This window comes from Brevibacillus choshinensis (genome assembly GCF_016811915.1).
Lineage (GTDB): Bacteria > Bacillota > Bacilli > Brevibacillales > Brevibacillaceae > Brevibacillus > Brevibacillus choshinensis_A.
Genome location: NZ_CP069127.1, coordinates 3,267,188 through 3,285,086, shown reverse-complemented (window position 1 = coordinate 3,285,086; position 17,899 = coordinate 3,267,188). Strand labels below are relative to the sequence as shown.

21 protein-coding genes are annotated in these 17,899 nt (G+C 47.8%); all 21 read left to right on the top strand.

All coding sequences use genetic code 11. From position 1 onward, the window contains the following. Window positions 1-3: 3 nt before the first annotated feature. The 21 genes from JNE38_RS16525 (at window position 4) to JNE38_RS16430 (ending at window position 17,867) form a co-directional block, all read left to right on the top strand. Window positions 4-1,344 carry a phage tail sheath subtilisin-like domain-containing protein gene (locus JNE38_RS16525; protein WP_203254766.1) on the top strand — a complete coding sequence of 447 codons (1,341 nt, stop codon included), beginning with the start codon at window positions 4-6 and terminating at the stop codon, window positions 1,342-1,344. Window positions 1,345-1,347: 3 nt separating this feature from the next. After that, window positions 1,348-1,797, top strand: a complete 450-nt coding sequence (locus JNE38_RS16520; protein ID WP_203254765.1) for a hypothetical protein — start codon at window positions 1,348-1,350, stop codon at window positions 1,795-1,797. A gap of 11 nt (window positions 1,798-1,808) precedes the next feature. Then, a complete protein-coding gene (locus JNE38_RS16515; RefSeq protein WP_203254764.1) occupies window positions 1,809-2,261 on the top strand; it encodes a hypothetical protein in 453 nt (150 codons plus the stop codon). A gap of 491 nt (window positions 2,262-2,752) precedes the next feature. Then, complete coding sequence (locus JNE38_RS16510) at window positions 2,753-4,444, top strand: YlbF family regulator (protein WP_203254763.1); 1,692 nt, start codon at window positions 2,753-2,755, stop codon at window positions 4,442-4,444. A gap of 68 nt (window positions 4,445-4,512) precedes the next feature. Beyond that, a complete protein-coding gene (locus tag JNE38_RS16505) occupies window positions 4,513-5,229 on the top strand; it encodes a glycine zipper domain-containing protein (protein ID WP_203254762.1) in 717 nt (238 codons plus the stop codon). Further along, entirely contained in the window at window positions 5,226-5,822 is a 597-nt protein-coding gene (locus JNE38_RS16500) for a hypothetical protein (protein ID WP_203254761.1), read from the top strand. Before JNE38_RS16505 ends, JNE38_RS16500 begins: the two co-directional genes overlap by 4 nt. 4 nt (window positions 5,823-5,826) lie before the next feature. Further along, on the top strand, window positions 5,827-6,780 hold the full coding sequence (locus JNE38_RS16495) for an XkdQ/YqbQ family protein (RefSeq protein WP_203254760.1): 954 nt from the start codon (window positions 5,827-5,829) through the stop codon (window positions 6,778-6,780). Window positions 6,781-6,782: 2 nt separating this feature from the next. Then, complete coding sequence (locus JNE38_RS16490; RefSeq protein WP_203254759.1) at window positions 6,783-7,031, top strand: hypothetical protein; 249 nt, start codon at window positions 6,783-6,785, stop codon at window positions 7,029-7,031. Beyond that, entirely contained in the window at window positions 7,032-7,469 is a 438-nt protein-coding gene (locus JNE38_RS16485) for a DUF2634 domain-containing protein (RefSeq protein WP_203254758.1), read from the top strand. It abuts the gene before it with no gap. Further along, window positions 7,454-8,269 (top strand): baseplate J/gp47 family protein, encoded by an 816-nt coding sequence (locus tag JNE38_RS16480; protein ID WP_203254757.1) that lies wholly within the window; start codon window positions 7,454-7,456, stop codon window positions 8,267-8,269. Before JNE38_RS16485 ends, JNE38_RS16480 begins: the two co-directional genes overlap by 16 nt. Next, window positions 8,266-8,838, top strand: coding sequence for a hypothetical protein (locus JNE38_RS16475; protein ID WP_203254756.1), 573 nt, complete (start codon window positions 8,266-8,268; stop codon window positions 8,836-8,838). Before JNE38_RS16480 ends, JNE38_RS16475 begins: the two co-directional genes overlap by 4 nt. Continuing rightward, complete coding sequence (locus tag JNE38_RS16470) at window positions 8,835-9,122, top strand: hypothetical protein (RefSeq protein WP_203254755.1); 288 nt, start codon at window positions 8,835-8,837, stop codon at window positions 9,120-9,122. The genes JNE38_RS16475 and JNE38_RS16470 overlap by 4 nt, the downstream gene beginning before the upstream one ends. After that, entirely contained in the window at window positions 9,119-10,756 is a 1,638-nt protein-coding gene (locus JNE38_RS16465) for a hypothetical protein (protein WP_203254754.1), read from the top strand. The genes JNE38_RS16470 and JNE38_RS16465 overlap by 4 nt, the downstream gene beginning before the upstream one ends. After that, the gene (locus JNE38_RS16460; protein WP_203254753.1) at window positions 10,756-11,706 is read left to right on the top strand and encodes a Kelch repeat-containing protein; all 951 of its coding nucleotides are present in this window, start codon (window positions 10,756-10,758) and stop codon (window positions 11,704-11,706) included. Before JNE38_RS16465 ends, JNE38_RS16460 begins: the two co-directional genes overlap by 1 nt. Before the next feature lie 14 nt (window positions 11,707-11,720). Beyond that, window positions 11,721-12,164, top strand: coding sequence for a hypothetical protein (locus JNE38_RS16455; protein WP_203254752.1), 444 nt, complete (start codon window positions 11,721-11,723; stop codon window positions 12,162-12,164). Next, the gene (locus tag JNE38_RS30965) at window positions 12,164-12,280 is read left to right on the top strand and encodes a CD1375 family protein (RefSeq protein WP_275296580.1); all 117 of its coding nucleotides are present in this window, start codon (window positions 12,164-12,166) and stop codon (window positions 12,278-12,280) included. Before JNE38_RS16455 ends, JNE38_RS30965 begins: the two co-directional genes overlap by 1 nt. 40 nt (window positions 12,281-12,320) lie before the next feature. After that, window positions 12,321-12,455, top strand: coding sequence for a CD1375 family protein (locus JNE38_RS30960; RefSeq protein WP_275296579.1), 135 nt, complete (start codon window positions 12,321-12,323; stop codon window positions 12,453-12,455). A gap of 371 nt (window positions 12,456-12,826) precedes the next feature. Beyond that, a complete protein-coding gene (locus JNE38_RS16445) occupies window positions 12,827-13,258 on the top strand; it encodes a hypothetical protein (protein WP_203254751.1) in 432 nt (143 codons plus the stop codon). Between the two features lie 133 nt (window positions 13,259-13,391). Further along, complete coding sequence (locus JNE38_RS16440; RefSeq protein WP_203254750.1) at window positions 13,392-13,850, top strand: phage holin family protein; 459 nt, start codon at window positions 13,392-13,394, stop codon at window positions 13,848-13,850. Between the two features lie 2 nt (window positions 13,851-13,852). After that, a complete protein-coding gene (locus JNE38_RS16435) occupies window positions 13,853-14,710 on the top strand; it encodes an N-acetylmuramoyl-L-alanine amidase (RefSeq protein WP_203254749.1) in 858 nt (285 codons plus the stop codon). A 496-nt stretch (window positions 14,711-15,206) separates the two neighbouring features. Beyond that, window positions 15,207-17,867 (top strand): fibronectin type III domain-containing protein, encoded by a 2,661-nt coding sequence (locus tag JNE38_RS16430; RefSeq protein ID WP_203254748.1) that lies wholly within the window; start codon window positions 15,207-15,209, stop codon window positions 17,865-17,867. Window positions 17,868-17,899 lie beyond the last annotated feature (32 nt).

Here is a 17,899-nt window from a genome sequence, read left to right as displayed (position 1 = left end):
GATATGTCCATCAATCGCGAACGCCCCGGCGTCACTGTTGAGTTAATTGCAAAAGCGCAGGAGCGTGTTGAACCAAAGAGCGGTGTGGTACTGGTTCCTTATCAGTCTGAATGGGGAAGTCCGAACACAGCTATAAAAATGGCTGGATACGAAGAGCGTTATAAAGAGACGCTCGCACTCGTTGACACCGTCGAGCTGGCTGCTGCAGGCGGAGCTACTGTCCTCGGCTACCGTGTCACCAATGGGAACGAGGTTAGCGCCAAGTATGTGCAGGCAAATGCGATCGAGATTGCAGCCCTTTACCCTGGGACATACGGGAATAACCTCCGCGTGACGATCGCAGCATCCTCGGCAGATCCCGGTAAAAAGGAACTGCAGGTCAAAGATGAAACGGGAGTCCTTGAAAAGTTCTCGTTTGCAGATGCTGACGAGCTGGTGAAGAAGACGGCACTGTCCAACTATGTACGTGCCAAAAAGCTGGGAACCGACACAGTGACAGACGCTACTGATGCCCAGTTTACCGGCGGCATGACGGGAACTGCGCCTCTGACGTCAGCCGATTTCACGAAAATCTTCAATGCTGTTTCGGGATCGGACTTTGACACGCTGTACCTGCCTTCTGATGACGCAGCAGTCCAAGCAGCCGCGAAGCAATTCATTTCGGATCGCCGCGCGCTCTCGAAGAAATTGAGCACGCTGGTCATTGGCGGGAAAGAAGCTGACGACCTGGATATGACGAGGCATACGGAGCGTTCTGTCTCCATGAACGCACGATATGTAGTCAATAGCGCGATTGCTGGTGAACACAACAACGGCAAGACCTACAACAGCGTCCAGTGGGCAGCTTGGGTAGCTGGCATGATTGCAGCAACGCCAGCTGATCAATCCCTGACAGCGATCGTTGTTCCGCTGAAGAAAGCGGCAAAGGACTGGGGCCATACGGAAATACTGAACGCGCTCAGTACTGGTACGCTGCTTGCTACCCGTGACGGTGACGTCTACATCATCGAGAGTGCTGTCAACACGCTGTCCACAATCGGACCGAATGAGCGTGAGGACTACGGCAAAATCCGTGTCAGCATGACCATTGACCAAATCATGAACGACCTCATGGCAGCAGGGAAGAAATACAAAGGCAAGCTGGACAACAACGATCTTGGAGGAGCTGTCTTTGTCGGTGCGGTAAAAGCGTACCTGAATGTCCGGGAGCAACAAGGCGCCATTGATACGGGATGGACCTTTACGGACAAGAAAAACGGGGTAGGCGATCGCCGGAGCTTCCTTCTTTCAGCCAAGCCATTGGATGCCATTGAAAACTTTGATGTGGATTGGGAGGTGCTATAGACCATGGCGCAACGTGACTTACTCCTAAAGAATGCCCAAGCCTATAACGAAGACGGGGACCCGTTACAAGGTTTGATGGAGGGCAAGGCCGTACAAAAATTTACGTATCTCGAGGTTCCCCGGCTGCAAAAGGGGACACGAAAGGTGATCGATGAGACCTACATCGAAGTCACCTTAACCATGTCATCTATCGATGCTGATCTGAAATACTTTGCGCTCGAGCAACTGGTGAGAGGAAAGACGCCGATCATCCCCTTCATCATTTGTGAGGCCGTTGATAAAGAAACGGGTAATGTAGAGCGGTTACGTATCTCGGAAATTTCCTTGGATCCGGAAGAACTGACTTTGTGGGAAGCAAAGGCAGAGGGGAATGACCGGGCAACGTACGTCATCACCGGACGCAGCAATCTGGAACCAGACTTCCTGGAAAAATTGCCTGAATACGACGAATAGGGGGAACGAACATGAGTAAATTGGAGAAATACCTTACCAAAGCGCAGGAGCCGGTGCAGCGTCAGACTGGCTCTATTTCGATTGATGGGGATGAATGGAACGTCCGAGAGCTGACTTTCTCCGAAAGCCGTCAATCATTCAAACTGGCCGAGGATGCGAACGGGAGATTTGATACGTTCCGTTACAACGACATCCGGATTGTCAAGGCGACTGAACACGACTTTCCTTGGAATAACATTGAGCTGCTGAAGGCGTATAAGGCGAAAGACAAGTACGATCTGCCTGTGAAGTTGTTTGAGCATAACCAAGCCGGCTACCAGTCGCTGCTGGACAAGGTGAACGAAGTGAATGCCAAGGTGAAGACCGAGCAAGAGGTCGTAGAAGATCTAAAAAACTCATCCGAACCGATGGAGAATCCAGTCACCTCTGTCGGGCATTCCTTAACGGACGAGGACGACCAGTAGACCTCGTAGAGTACGAAGTAGATTTGTACATGCAGAAGCTGTTTATCATGGCTTGCCAAGCTGTGGAAGCAGAGGAGATGGAGAAGGCCAGGCAATAGCTTTCTCCCTTTTCCCGAGCGAGTGAAGGTTGGGGGGAAGTCGAATATTGTCGTTTGTTCCCGATTTGTTTGCACTGACTGGAAAAGTGAGGTGGGGTAGAATGTGGGGGGAGGCGATAATTTGAGCGGCATTATAGGATTAATTCTAGTTTTGGTTGGATTGTTCTTCATGCTTGTGTTATTCATAGAAGGTATCAAAAGTATTTTCGTAAACAAACGAATCGAACCGATAAATGGGTCGATATTTAAAGGATGGCTCGCTGAAACGATAAGCGGTTGCTTGGGTTATATTATAGTTTTAGTAATTTCAATTGGTTTAATTTGGGGAGGATTCTCTCTTATGAGTTGGGGCGCCGAATAGGGCGTCTTTTTTATTCCGTTCGGGGTGAAAGTATGGGCTCTGTGGTTGGAATTACTGCCTATCTTCAAGCGAAGAATGAACTGTCACCACAGTTAACGAAAGTGGCACAGATGACAAAGAATGCAGCTAAGGAAATGCTGCAACTTGACGACGCGACACAAGAAATGATCAAGGAAATGCGAAAGATGAAACAGGCAGCAGAGCAGAGCGCCCGTGGATTCAATCGGGAAATTGATAAGATGCAGCGAGAAATACAAGATTTGAAAAAGCAATTAGGAGGGCTAGATACCACAAGGGCAATGCCAAAGGTCTCCATTGACGACCAGGCGAGACGTGAAATTGCAGCTGTTAGACAAGAAATTAAAGCTCTCGATGGAACAAAAGCAAAAGTTCAAGTTGAAGCGGCTGAGGCTGGCGGCACACTTATGGCTGGCGGAGTGGTTGGTGGAATAGCAGCCTATGGAGGTGCTGGTTTACTCGATCAACTTACTCTAGAAACACAAGCAAATGCACGACGTGCTCTACTGGGAGATACCCCCGAAGAGTTATCGCGATTTCAGAGGCAAGCTCAAGACCTCTCAATGATTAATCCAAATGTAGATAGAACCTACATCAAGGACCTGATGACACAGGCCACACGTTTTGACAGTGGTAACGGTACAGAGATAACGAAGCAGGCATTGCAATTGAACGCGATTCGACCGGATTTGGGTGGAGTTGAGGAATATCAAAAGACTATGTTCGCTATGCAACAGGCTTGGAAGGATATTACCGATGTAGGTAGATTCGGTGATACTCTTGCTGAAATTGCAAATACCACAACTGATATACGCGGCGAAGCCCTTGATTCGATCGTGGAATACTCTACTCAGGTCACTAAGTTTTTGGATACACCTGAAAAATTGGCAGCTCTTACAAAAGAAATGAATGACCTTTGGTCAATTGATAAAGGTTTCGATTCCTTGAAAGAATCAACCATAAAGTTGGATAAACAAGGGGACATGGTCAACGTCCTAAAAACTGCATATGAAGCACAAGGGATGGATTCAGAAAAGGCACAAAAACGAGCGGAAACTGAATCAAAGACGATTTCAACTGCCATCCATTCTGATAGTGTTGCTGACAATCAGTTTGCGGTCGCGGCGTTACTCCAGACATTTGGTGGGATACAGGACCAAAAAGTACGACAGGAGTTATTGAATGAGTTAGGGGCAGGACCAGGGGAAGACATCGCAAAAGCGTACGCACCTTTGCTGCAAGCAGCAGGTCGAATCGGGATGGCGGACGCCAGTCAATTTAATTATCAAGGGAAGTTGGACCAGTCATTCAAAACGTTTCAGGACAATGATCCGTTAAGAGGATTTTTGGAAGCGAAAACTATGCTTTCCAACGAATTGACGAGCCTCGGATTTGTAATTGCAGAAGATTTTGCTCCAGCTATTAAATGGGCCGCAGAGCGCATAAAAGACTTCAAAGTATTTCTTGACTCACTCCCAAAAGAAACAGCAGCAATTGCTTTTGTCGGAGTTGTAGGTACTGCTTCGTTAGCACTTTGGGGATTGTGGGCAGCGACGAAAAAAGCAGCTCGAAGCCTTTTATCTTTACCTTCAGATATGATTAGAAAAAGACTTGGTGGTGACGTCCCTGACATCGATCTCCCTGATGGCCCGGACAAGAAGGGCAAGGGGGCAAGGGTGGAAAGCGCAAGTGGTGGAACCCGCTGAGTTGGGGTGGCGGGGGAAAAGAGGAGCCACGCAAAAAGAACTGGTTAACATCAAAAGAAGCGGCAGACATGGCTTTTGGGAAGAACACGGTAGTAGATGTGCCTGCTAAAGCCGGATGGCTGGACAAGCTGAAGAGTCTCGGTGGATTACTACCAAAAGGTGACTCTATATTCCCCGGAGTGAAAAGTGCATGGGAAGGAGCAAAGTCTTTAGGGGGTAGTCTTTTCCGAAAACTCCCGATCGTTGGTGCAGCAATTGGAGCAGGGCAAATCCTAACAGCTGACGACAAGCTCGACATGGCTGGGAGAGTAGGTTCAGAGGCCCTTGGCGGATGGGGAGGGGCGGCAGCGGGCGCTGCTATTGGATCAATAGTTCCAGGGGTTGGTACTGCTATAGGTGGCATTGTTGGGGGTATTGCAGGTGCATTCGGTGGTGGAGCGATGTTTGATAAGGTGAAGTCTTGGTGGAATGATGCTCCAGCCACGCCGCCTGACATTCATAAACCGATTCCTCCAGAGATAAGGGATCAAATAAGACCGACAGCACCCGTACTTGGGCCACCGATTCCCGTTGTTCCGCCGGTCAAACCACAAGAGGAGAAACCGAGGTCAGTTTCTCTCACAATCCCACAATTATCGATACCATTATACGCAGACGGGGTGCTGCAGGATGTGCCAACGATGTTACGACTGCTCGACAATCCCTCTGTGAGCCAAAAGGTAAAGGACATCATTGAAAAGGCACTGATTGACGCAATGGAGACACGCGGGGGTGTTCCATCATGATTCGGTTGCAAGGGCAATACCGCCTTACCTTTCCCGTAACACCCGGAGAAATCGAGATTAAAGGGTATGGGAATGACATTGAGAGCACGACGTCCATTACATTGATCACGGGAAATCGGATTTCAGGACGGCGGCCAAAGTCTATTTCCTTCGAGTTTTTCCTGCCGGGAGATTTCGATTCTCCACTCATTGAGGTGCAAGGATATCAGGGTCCACGTCCGTGGCTGGCCGGGCTGGATCGGCTGACAGGATCGGAGGCACTGCTTACAATTGATGAATTGGACCTCGCTTGGAATGTGATTATCGGATCTTGTGATGGTCGTTTCAGAGGGAAGAACGTGGACTGGCATGGGAGTATCGAGCTCCCTTTGTTTGTCAAAGAGGAATACGTGTCATGGAGCAATCAAACTCAGGTACTGAGTCCTGCCAGTGTGATTGCCATGCCGAAGGCGGCTAGGCCCAATACGAGCGGAAAGAAGGCAAAAAAAAGCAGCTCGAACTCTCTGGTAAGTCCTGCGTTCCAGACCATTCAACAGCAGCGGGAGCGGATTGATCGGAAACTGGCGAGTGTCAACCGAGCGATCGGGACGTGATAGTATGAAAGTGATTTACGGAAAAGAATCAACGCGTTATGACCTGACTTCCCCGTCCATGGAACTGTCTTGGTCATCCTCACGTGGCCAGATTGCGCAAAACTTAGATATCCGGATCAAGGATGCCCCGCCCCTACAGTCGGCGGGTTTTTTGATGCTCTTTTCTGGCTACGAGCTGAAAGAATCACAGCAGTTCTTTCACGGCCCAATTATCAACCCATTACGAGATGACAAAACCGGGGACTTGACCGCGACTGCCTACGAGCTCAGCTGGTACCTACAAAAGAATCCTGCACCTCGAACAAAAGTGAACGGGGACGCTGGAACAGAGCTGCAGCGTTTGATCAAAGCGACTGGAATCAATTTTACGTGTCCAGCGTTTGGCTTCACCGTCAAAGAGCGGATATCGCCGCAGTCCTTCACATCCCTGTTCACATCATTCACAGAGCAGGCTTACGAGAAAACAGGATTCCGGTACTTTGTGCAGCATCAGCGTGATAAATTGTCCGTATTGCCTGAAGGAGCAAACAGCGTAGTCCCCATGTTCAGGGCAAACATGTTGGAAAGTAGCTCTACAGGCGAGAGCATCGAAGAGGTTTACACGGTCGTGACGGTCGAGAAATACAAAGACGATCAGGTCGCCAGCAGCGTGACGAAAGAAAACGCGAATCTGATCAAGCAGATCGGACGTATGGAAACCGTCATCGATGCTGGCGAGGAAAAGAGCCTCGATTCCCTGGCAAGCAAGCAGCTGGCGAATCTGTCTAAGATCCCGAAAACGCGCTCAATAACCGTCAAGCACGAGGACGACAACGCTGCTCGCCTGCGCGCAGGCTGGCTTATCAAAATTTTGGAGAAAGACAATGTGACGGTAACCGACTGGATCGTCACGAGCTGCAACGCACGCTGGAAGGGCGGACAGTACACGATGGACTTACAGCTGGAAGGGAGGACATAGCCATGCAGACAGCACTCAGTAAAATTTTTGCGGGTGCCCGGGACGGGGTAACAGACACACAAGGCGAGTTCGGGACGCTGCTTTCCTTGTCGCCTCTATCCGTCAAGCTTGACGAGGATCCAACCCCACTGGAACCCGATGAACTCGTAAAATTAAACCCTACGAGCTGGCGACCGGAGGACGTCGGAAAAAAAGTGGCTTTGTTGAGCTGCTCAAACGGTCAGTACCTTTTGCTTGGGGTGGTGGGGTAAATGTTCCCTGAGCTGAACGGTGATGAAACGCAGCTTGTACAGTCGGCAGACGCACCGATCCCGTGGACGTATAGACTGGACTGGTCAAGCAAGCAGTTTATACAAGGACCAGACGGCAGGTACGTGCGGACCCAGACATACAAAGAGTACCTGGAAGAAACGGCACGCAAGATTTTAAATACCAAGCGGTTCCGGTACGCGATCTACTCCGAAAACTACGGGGTCGATTTTCAATCAGACATAGGAAAGATGAGATCCCTCGTCTCTCTCCCGGTGATTAAAACGCTGGCTGAGGAAGCCCTGGAAGCACACAGCGAAGTAAACCGCGCAGAAGTGCTGGACATACGGATTGTAGACAATCGGATCAGATTCTTTTTGCAAATGGAAGGAATACGGGGAACAGAAGAAATGGAGGTGGACGCATGGCAACGATCGTAAAACCTGAAATGCCGATCTTGAGAGAATCGGCTGACGCAATCTATCAGCGGCTCGCGAATAAGTTGGTTGCGATCGCAGAGGCCCGGGGAGAAGCTCCACCAGCAACGGAGGAGGGGGAAATCTTTTATGATTTGCTTTACCCGATCGCGGAAGAGATCAGCGAGCAGCAGCAACTACTCGAGTACGGCTTTCTGCAGGCGTTCCTTCCCTGGGCGGACGACGTATTTTTAGATGCTCACGGTGCGTTTCTTGGTTTGACCCGTAAAGATGGAGAACTGGATGATCCTTACCGCGATCGGTTGATCGAACGCGCTCGAACAGAGGAAGGGAATGGGCGTGCCAATGATTACGCGATTTGGGCAAGGGCCATAAACGGCGTAGGCGGCGCGACAGCGGTCGAGAAAGCGAGAAACGATCAATCCATCGATGTCTATATCACGGATATCAACGGGCAACCCGCGACGCAAGCCTTCGCTGACCAAGTAAGGGCAGCGCTGGAGGAAAAACGGATCGCACTGCATGACCTGAAGGTACTGCCTGCAACTGTGTTCACGTTGACCGTATCGGTGAAACTTACGCTGCAGGAAGGAGCCGTATTGGCTGATGTCATTACGCTGCTGACTGCACGGATAAAAGAATACCTGAAAGGGCGCTCGCAGCTAGTTTATCAGCAGATTGCAGCGCTCTTTTTCGTTGATGGCGTTGTGGACTTCACGAATTACACCTTGAACGGGGGCACAGCGAACCTCACGGTGCCGGGTAGCCAGGTGGTTTCCCTCAAACTGGTGGTGACGACATGATATTAGAGAAATACCGTAGCATGCTCCCGCCCTACTGGTACGAGAACCAGGTTGCCGATTACCATTTCGAAGCTGCGGAAAGTGAAATGGTCGAGCAAATCGCCAAGATCGAGCAGCTGCGAAATCAATTCTTTCCCATGACGGCGACATACTCACTGGATGTCTGGGACTGGATCTACTTCGGGACCAAGCAGTTCACGCCCGACGTACAGCGGCGGCAAGCAATCAAGGAGAAATACTGGTCTCGAGTGTCCTTCACGCCTGCAGTGCTTCGTAACCTTGGGCTGGATGCCTCCACACTGAAGGTCGTCACGATGGAAGAGGTATTCGCTACGAAGCGTATCCGGTACACCTTCAAGCAAAAGGACATGGTCGATGTATCAAAGCTGGTGAAGTCATTCGAGAAGATTCGGCCTGTTCACGCTGTGGGGATCGACCTCTCGTTTACGGGATCGGAGACGATACAGCTGGTTGACACCGTAACCATGGCGACGAAACGGTACCGAAAGGTCCGAGCAATGCGTGTCGGACTTGCGCCGATGATGAGGGGAAGTGAAATCGCGCTATGATCGCAGATGATTATCTCAAGCTGGTTGCTCAGGACATTCAAGCCAGGGCAACCACCGTTCTGATTAATAACACGACATCAATTCCTGTTCTGTCCGTAACCGTGTCGGGCAAAGTCGTGACGGTTCGAACCGAGACAGTACAGAACGTAACGGCCATTACAAATCTGAAGCTGAAGACCGCCGACGGCAAAGTCATCATCGATAAGGCTGTAAACCTGACGATGCCAGCCACACAACAGCAGGACTTTACCTTTAACATCGAAGTGCGAGGAGGAACAGCATGACTTACCAAGCTAAGACGAACTGGAAACCCGATGATCCTGTCATGGAGACTGACTATATTCGAATTGAGCAGGGGATTGCTGATGCCCACCAGCTTGTGAAGGACCTGGCTAATGAGCTAGGCGGCAGCTTCGTAGTTTCAGGGCTAACCTTTACGTACACTGGACTCACAGCCAACTACGCCGCGGGCGTTGCCTACGTTAAAGGTCAAAGGTTCTCCATCCCTGCAGGGTCGATCGTGCTGAATGCGAACCAAGGGCAGTACATCTATCTCGATACAGATGGCGTGATCAAGAAAAGCACGTCCCAGGCTGTTGCGGACTCTGTATGCCCTTTGTGGTATTTCTCGACAAACGCGTCAGCAGTTCTTTCTTATACAGACAGGAGAAACATTCTTTCCGATACCATTACGGTGGATCAAACACAGGTGCCGTCCAGCAACACCGCAAAGTGGCCGAAGTTCTTTTCCTATTTTGCGTACTTGTTCAAGTCCGTTACAGGAGAGGCCGACTGGAAAACGACGCCGGTAAAAACGATTAAACAGCTGTGGACGGATCTCTCGAACCACATTGCCGATACAGTCTCCCACGTCACGGCAGCAGAGCGTACTGCATGGAATGCCAAAGAAACACATGCAGGAGCGCAGGCAAAAGCGGATGCAGTCCAGACGAATTTGACTAATCATATCAACGCCACGGACCCGCATCCTGGTTACGCACTGGATTCGGACCTATCGGCACACGTATCCCAGACGAACCCGCACAAAACAAGCGCTTCGGACGTCGGGGCAGTACCCGCAGCAGGGGGTAAGATGACAGGAAATCTGGAGATGAACAGTTCCAGACTCGCGTTTACGGGACCAGCGAACTTCAACACGTTCCTCAATGTGGCCTCTCATAGTGCCCAGGCTTCTGCCACAGGCGCGATCGTTATCAACACGCCGATCAATACAAGCGTGGCGGTTCGTGCGAAGATCGAAGGATACTGCTATAACTCAAACGCATCGTTTGAATTGGTCGTCGGCTTATACAGCAATGGGACCACTACAATACTAAACCCTGGCTACCTGATGCAGGGCAGCTTTCGTCATACTGTAAGGGCAGCTCGGGATGCAAGCGGAAAGATAGTTATCATTCTCGGCAATGTAACGGATACGTTTCCAGAAGCAAAAATCAGCGTCTCACGAGTAGATGTATCCAAAGCACCAACGCTGACTCAAGGTGACGGTTGGTCTATTAGTTATGGTGTAACTGACCTGACACCATATTCAAACCAGACTACCTTAACGGACAAAACTGGCTTCGCCCTGGCTTCGGACCTCACAGCGCATCTAAGCGCCGCTGATCCACATTCGCAGTACCAGCTAAAAGGGACCGCGAATACTGACGTAAACAAAACAAAGGCAGTACAATTGCAAACCGATACCCGTTCCCTGGTCCTTACCTACACAGGAAACCAGCTGACGAAGGTCGAGGAAATGGACGGGGCTACAGCTGTAAAAACGACGAATCTAACCTACAACGGGGATGGTACCCTGGCAACTACGCAGGAAGTCGCAGGCGGGACAACGGTCACAAAGACCCTGGCGTACACCAGCGGTAAACTGTCCGGCGTAACAAAGGCGGTGACGGGTTAATGGACGCTGTAGCTTTTGCTCTGGCGAAGTCGATTAAAGTAAGCGACGATATCCTAATCAAGAAATCAAACATGCCACTCGCTTTCAAGAATGGCGGCGCGGGCGGGGTGAACGGAAAGGCTTACGTTTTTGCTGGGGAAACATCCAGCACAATTGTAGCCAATCATTACGAGTACGACCCCACCACCGATACCTACGCAGTAAAAGACGGCTCGCCGGGTGGCCTCAAGAGTCGAGGGTTTTGTGCTTCCCTGACAAAAGTCTATTCCATCGGCGGCGCAATCGGCAGTATGGGCGGGGACGAGCGTAATCTGATTTACGAATACGACCCAACAACAAACATCTGGACATCGAAAGCGCTCATGCCCGTCGCTATGAGGGGGCCGGGGGTGGCCTATAATCCTAACGATAGGATGATATATGTAGCGGGTGACAATAAACTGCCTATGTATCAATACGACCCATCCAAAAACGTATGGGCTACGAAAGCGTCAATGGCTAAGGCAAGGAACGGTAATGGATTAGCTGCGGTAGGTGGAAAACTGCTTGCTACCGGCGGCATTGGCGATAACGACTATACCGCCGAATTGTATAACCCAACCACCAACAGTTGGTCGCCAGCGGCAAACATGCCACGAAACCGTAGATGGCACACGTCTATGGGTATTGGTGACAATGCTTATCTATTCGGGGGATACGATGATTTTGTAAACACAAACGATATTTTGAATGTTCATATTTACAATGTAGTGGAAAACAAGTGGACATTCGGAACGACTACAATTTGGGAGCAAGCTGTTGGTATGATGCCTGCACTAGTTGGCGACAAAATTTATACATTCGGGGGTGCGGGCTATAGCAGCTCGGTGGTGCAATCTTTATGCCACGAATACACGCCACGAAAAATAGACGGACTGGATGCCTTGCTAGGCTGGCTAGCAGCAAACTAAAGGAGGAAAACAACATGAACTATAAAGGCGTAGTATTGACATGCACCCAGGAAATTCTGGACGACTTCCTGGCAAATCTACCCGTATCCATCGAGGTACGGGAATTTTCGGAGAAGTACAACGGCGTTCAAATCGAGAACCCGACGGGCGTAGTTGAAGCGAAGTATTACGTCCTGCGAGTAGGCGGTGCAACCTTCCTGCAAAACCATGACCCGTTCGAACCAGGATTTGCGCCAATCCTAGACGCAAACGCGGCGGCGATTATTCAACGCCACAAGGAAGACCTCGTCGACCAGATCGTACTTACCCAGTTCGCGGTCAAACCAGCAGACATAATCAAAGAACTAGAGGATAAGCTGTCACAAGAGCAGGAGAATAACCTGAACACGATGGAAGCTCTAGCCGATGTTTACGAACAACTCCTAGCTTTGCAGAATCCAAACGGAGGTGCTGTATAGTGGTTGCTATCTACTACAACCTGATCAAAGCCGGTCGCAGAACAATTGAATCGGTACCAGCCAATCTGCGGGAGGAAGTGCAGGCGATGCTCGATGCTGACAACGCTACCACTTAGGATTGGCATCTGGCTCGTCTCTTTGAAAGGAGGTGATATCATGGTAGCGATTTACGTAGCTCTGATTGTCGCAGGACGCCGCACATACGAAAGTGTACCTGCAAACCTGAAACCGGCTGTAAAAAGCGATCTGGAAGCAATCGGATTGAGCTCAAAAGGAACACCGCAAGTGTAACGCCTTTTCCAAAATGGAGAGGGCTCTTTTTTGTGGTGAGTTACCATGTGGCGCTCCCTTATATCAAATTTTGTTGAAAATAGTAGAAGCTAGTAAAAAATTACTATTTGGTGTAAACTCTATTTGCCCATTGTATGAATCTTTAGAAAGGAGTCCGTTTTATCCGTTGATGGAACGCCGTGTGCGATGAAAGTCGCCCGCACGGTGTAGGCTCGAACGAAAACCTCAGAAACAGAAGGGAATAAGTCGAGAATAGCGATACAACACCACCGACTGTAACGGGAGTCACGAATGGTGCAACATATGGTCCAGAAGGTGTTACTCCTATCTTTACAGAAGGCAACGCAACCTTTGATGGCAAGCCGTTTTTTGTGTCAGGTACTTTGGTAAATGCAGAAGGTTGGCATACTCTCGTAGTAACAGACCAATCAGGTAATACAACCACGGTTACTTTTACGATTGATAAAACCGCCCCCACTGTATTGGACGAATATCCTGACGTAAAAAATGATTTGGGAAATTCTATTAACCTATTGCTTGGAACAGATGAAGATACCACTGCTTATTTCGTAGTTCTGGTAAAAGGTTCCTCAAGCCCTTCAGAGAATCAAATTATTGCTGGAACAGATATTGATGATATACATTTGGTGTTAAGTGGTAATGCTTCTCTAAATGCCAATACTGAAGAAGTCATAAACATCAATGGCTTGGATAAAGACAGTTCGTATGAGATTTTTGTAGTGGTGATCGACAAAGCCGGTAATAAGTCAATGGTACATGGTTTTGTTCTCAATCGGCCTTAATAGCGCAGATGATAGTAACCACCCCTAGGAGAAATCCTAGGGGACTTTGTTTATCACCATGACTGACAGTGCGCCTCGTTCCTAACGGGGCTTTTTATGTTTGCCCCAAGGGGGTGAGGAGGAAGATGAGCACATGAAATTTCTACAGAGCCTAGATAATGTAGCAACCCCGGCGAACGGATGGGCAGCTACAATCGGTGCTATGGTAGCACCATGGTTTCAGTATCTTTATGGAAGTAACCGTCAGGATATCTTAGTGGTTCTGCTTTTTATGATCGCACTTGATTGGGTAACTGGAATCCACGCGGCCAAGAAGGACAAAACCTATTCATCTGAATATGGACTCGGTCGTATTCCGAGAACATTGTTTCTGGTAACATTGCCGGCCCTTGCAAACTTGTTAGACCGGGTAATGGGTACTCCTGGTTTTCTTTTCTTCGGTGTAACGTTTGGCCTCATTTATCACACATGGACAAGCCTTACGGCAAATGCACATCGGGCTGGCTGGCCTATTCCAAAGTCGATTGTTAGCCTCGTTGGGTCTGAGATCAAAGCGAAGGCAGAACGGGCAGCACGAAAGGAGACGAAGTAAACATGAAAATCATCAACATGTTGATCACCAATAAAACTGCACGCCCCGGGACACGGATCACTCCCCGGGGCCTTGTTATTCACTGGACTGCCAACGAAGGGAAGGGAGCCGATGCCGTGGCTAACCGGAATTACTTCGACAGGCCTACTACAGAAGCCAGCGCCCACTACTGCGTAGACGATAAGCAGATCGTCAGATGCCTGCCGGAGAATGAGATGGGCTATCATGTCGGTGCCAAGTTGTACAAGACGGACGCACTCAAGCGCCTCAGTTCCTACCCTAACAACTGCACGATCGGGATTGAAATGTGCGTGAACAAGGACGGTGATTTCCAGAAGATGTACCAAACCACGCTGGAGCTCGCAACGGACATCCTGAAACGATACGGCTGGGGAGTGGATCACCTCTGGCGTCATTACGATATCACAGGGAAGAACTGCCCGGCGTATTTCGTTACTGATAGCTTTGCCGAGCGATTTTTTGGTCAATCAGCTGAGAAAGCGTGGGAGAAATTCAAGGGCGATGTGCAGACGATACTCACAGGGAATCCACAGAAAAATCAACCAAATGTGGTTAAAGTATCAATTGAGATCAACGGAGTGCACCTACCTGCTCAAGGATACCTAAAGGACGGAGTTTCCCATCTCCCTGTTCGTGCTGTTGCAGAAGCATTCGGTGGAAAGGTCGAGTGGTGCGCTGAAACCAAACAAGTGAAAGTGAGCGGCCAAGATCTGACTGAGACAATCGAGTCGGGTGTTTCGTATGCCCCGGCCCGGGAGCTTTCAGCGGCGCTAAATCTCCAAGTGGAGTGGCATGGCACCACCAAAACCGTAAAATTGAAAGGATGTGTATGTGAATAAAGCTCGAACAATCGGTTCTCTTCTTCGAGGAATAGTTGCCTCTGATCGTTCTTTTCATCGCTGTTTAGGTTGCCATGATAATACAAAGGTTGACGAACTATGTATAAAGATGGCCAGTACATTGATTGATCTCTGATCCTTCCGTCAATCTCGGAAGGATCATTTTCACATAAAAAGACTTCACTACTATAAGCAGTGAAGTAAGGCAGTGAAACTATTATCCGTGACTATTGTACCATAACTTATTGGTTATTGAGAATGTTATTTACAAAGATCTTTCAAGTAGGCATGAAAAGGTCACACAATAAAATCTAAACGGAAAATTCCATATAATTAAAAAATATTCAACATAAAGAAATGGTATTTACTAGAAAATGAAATTTAGTTTACAATATTCTACATGTTTGTACAAATATAGTTTTCTTTGTTTTGAGAGGGGGAGTCTATATAAGAGTTATCAAAATTTTGTACCTAAATAGAAAAAGGAGTGATTGGGTTGACTAAAAAACGCAGGTGGTTAAAGGGACTGATAGTAGCAGGCTTATTAATGGGAAACATGACGGCTTTTCCCTTAAGTAATGCAAAAGCAAACCAAACTACCCAACTGGAAGTAGGGGTTATGAAGCATGATCAAAGCCAGGTTGAGCAGGGAGAAGAAATCCCGGAGGAAGCCGATTTAGAGATTCCGATATTAAAATTGTCAGACTTACCTCATAACAAGTATTTCTCTAGGATGACAGGGCGAAACCACATTCAGCTCTCAGGAAACGTGAGAGGGATGAATAAAGGAGACGAACTCACGATTAATGCTCAGGTAGACTCCAACGAAGCCTTCGTTATCGATAAGTTGAAAGCAAATGGATCTAAACAGAAGTTTAAGACTCACAAAGTTGAAATGGACGAGACTCTTGAAGATGGTGAACATATTTTAAGAGTGTGGGCAATGGATCAAGAGGGACGTGAATCAACAGTAGCGGAAATAGAGTTCATAGTTGACACTCAAAAGCCAACTGAACCGACTATTAAAGAAGTAGAGGAATTGGAAAGTGATGTCGGAGTAGAAAAGCTGCTTGACATACAATATCCTGAGGACGCGGTTGAAAAATACTATCAGATAGATGACGGCGCTTGGGAGAAATATGATGGCAATATTTTAGTTGAACTTGGCGACAGTGCTGAAAATTTGTCCAAGACTGTTAAAGCTAGAGCTGTAGATATTGCAGGAAATGAATCAGAAAATCAGGCTGTAATTTTGCTTGCTAGGAAGGCTGCCCCGGTATTAACTGTGACTCCAACATTGGTAGAAAAAGGTGGAAATGTTACTTTATCGTGGACGGGGACCTTTTTGAGTTACCAGGTTCGGATTGGGACAGAATATGACAATGCTAACCTTGTAAAAAAATATGTATCAAATACCTCCTATACGTTTAACACGATTAATGTCGCTCCTAATACTACACTCTATTGTAGAGTAGTAGGTATTTCGGACGAAGGAGAGGTAGATTCGTTAGTTAAAACGTTTACTGTGAAAGGTCCTTCAGATACTCAACCCCCTACTGCCCCCACTTTAACGGCTTCAAATATTGGGGATACCAATGTGACCTTAAGCTGGACTGCCTCATCAGACAATGTAGGTGTGATTGGGTATGACATTTACAGAGATGATTCGTTGTATACAAGTGTTGCTTCTTCACAGAGAAGCCTTAATATTACGACTTTAGGTTCTGCAAAGACATATTATTTCCAAGTGAAGGCAAAAGATGCCGCTGGAAATACCTCTGCAAGTAATCAAGTTCGAGTGACAACGACTGGTACAGACACCCTACCACCTTCAGCACCGGTATTAACAATCTCAGGAGTAACATCTACATCTGCAGTCCTAACATGGACAGAGTCCACTGACAATGTTGGTGTAGTTGGCTATTTAGTGAATCAAGGTACAACAAATCAAATTTTGTTAGCGACGGTTTCACCTGATGTAAGAACATACACTGTGACAGGATTACAACCGGACACTTACTATTATTTCAATGTTAAAGCGATAGATGCAGCTGGAAACACTCGGACAAGTGGCGCAACCCTTGCGCGAACACTTGCAGATACTCAAGCTCCTACTGCTCCAGTTTTGTCATCACCCTCAAAAACCGATACAACGGTGACACTTTCTTGGACAGCTTCAACAGATAATGTTGGTGTAACTGGGTACGATGTATATGTTAATGGGGTATATAATTCGACGACTGCTAACCGCACAATCGTGATACCACAGTTACTCCCCAATACATCCTATAGCTTTATTGTAAAAGCAAAAGATGCAGCTGGGAATGTAGCATCTAGCAATACGATTACTGTGAAAACTAACCTTTCGTTACAACTTGATAAATACAAAGTAGTAGAGGCTCCAAGTAACGATGGTGCTGTCACAGATACGTTATTGGTCACATTACCAGGAGGAACGTTTACCACAGACGTTGCGAGTGGAGTTCGAGTAAACAATCTCCCAGTAGGCCTTGTAATTAATGTTACTCGTGCAAGTGATACACAGCTTACAGTGTCTTTCACAGGAAAGGCTATTAATCATGCTAATTTGAACGATGTAACAAATGCATCTGTTACCGTACTTCAATCCAAAATTACCGGTGCTACTTCTGATGTAACATCAGGTTTGGTTACCTTTGATTTTATGGATCCTACTGCAACATTAAATCTATCTACGAATATCATTCATGAGTCACAGGTTAACGATGGTTCTATAAACGAAAAGATGGTAGTGACTGTTGAAAACGGGGTGTTAGCGGCAGATCTTTCGGCAGGGGTATCTATTACAAATCTACCTGCAGGGCTAACACTTGTTGTCACAAGAGACAGTGACACTCAATTCACTATCGCATTTAACGGAAAGGCAATTAGTCATACCAATCAAAATGACGTAGCTAATGCATTCATAACTGTTGAAAAAAGCAAAATCAACGGTGCAACGGCCAATATCATTTCTGGAATGTTCAGTTTTGATTTCACTGATCAGAACCCGGTGGGGACATATGTCTACGAATATGATAACCAGAACAGGTTAATATCCATCACTAAAAATGGCGCAATATTATATGAATTTACTTATGACGCCAATGGTAATTTGAAAAGCAAAGTAAAACATTAATCGCTTCAAATTCATTGACAAAGGGAGGGTAA

Bases quoted from the DNA above. Each gene is read 5' to 3' on its own strand.
- JNE38_RS16495 (WP_203254760.1), top strand. From the start codon at position 5,827: ATGAAAGTGATTTACGGAAAAGAATCAACGCGTTATGACCTGACTTCC.
- JNE38_RS16515 (WP_203254764.1), top strand. From the start codon at position 1,809: ATGAGTAAATTGGAGAAATACCTTACCAAAGCGCAGGAGCCGGTGCAG.
- JNE38_RS16480 (WP_203254757.1), top strand. From the start codon at position 7,454: ATGGCAACGATCGTAAAACCTGAAATGCCGATCTTGAGAGAATCGGCT.
- JNE38_RS16510 (WP_203254763.1), top strand. From the start codon at position 2,753: ATGGGCTCTGTGGTTGGAATTACTGCCTATCTTCAAGCGAAGAATGAA.
- JNE38_RS16485 (WP_203254758.1), top strand. From the start codon at position 7,032: ATGTTCCCTGAGCTGAACGGTGATGAAACGCAGCTTGTACAGTCGGCA.
- JNE38_RS16465 (WP_203254754.1), top strand. From the start codon at position 9,119: ATGACTTACCAAGCTAAGACGAACTGGAAACCCGATGATCCTGTCATG.
- JNE38_RS16475 (WP_203254756.1), top strand. From the start codon at position 8,266: ATGATATTAGAGAAATACCGTAGCATGCTCCCGCCCTACTGGTACGAG.
- JNE38_RS16470 (WP_203254755.1), top strand. From the start codon at position 8,835: ATGATCGCAGATGATTATCTCAAGCTGGTTGCTCAGGACATTCAAGCC.
- JNE38_RS30960 (WP_275296579.1), top strand. From the start codon at position 12,321: ATGGTAGCGATTTACGTAGCTCTGATTGTCGCAGGACGCCGCACATAC.
- JNE38_RS16460 (WP_203254753.1), top strand. From the start codon at position 10,756: ATGGACGCTGTAGCTTTTGCTCTGGCGAAGTCGATTAAAGTAAGCGAC.
- JNE38_RS16520 (WP_203254765.1), top strand. From the start codon at position 1,348: ATGGCGCAACGTGACTTACTCCTAAAGAATGCCCAAGCCTATAACGAA.
- JNE38_RS16435 (WP_203254749.1), top strand. From the start codon at position 13,853: ATGAAAATCATCAACATGTTGATCACCAATAAAACTGCACGCCCCGGG.
- JNE38_RS16440 (WP_203254750.1), top strand. From the start codon at position 13,392: ATGAAATTTCTACAGAGCCTAGATAATGTAGCAACCCCGGCGAACGGA.
- JNE38_RS16455 (WP_203254752.1), top strand. From the start codon at position 11,721: ATGAACTATAAAGGCGTAGTATTGACATGCACCCAGGAAATTCTGGAC.
- JNE38_RS16525 (WP_203254766.1), top strand. From the start codon at position 4: ATGTCCATCAATCGCGAACGCCCCGGCGTCACTGTTGAGTTAATTGCA.
- JNE38_RS16500 (WP_203254761.1), top strand. From the start codon at position 5,226: ATGATTCGGTTGCAAGGGCAATACCGCCTTACCTTTCCCGTAACACCC.
- JNE38_RS16490 (WP_203254759.1), top strand. From the start codon at position 6,783: ATGCAGACAGCACTCAGTAAAATTTTTGCGGGTGCCCGGGACGGGGTA.
- JNE38_RS16505 (WP_203254762.1), top strand. From the start codon at position 4,513: ATGGCTTTTGGGAAGAACACGGTAGTAGATGTGCCTGCTAAAGCCGGA.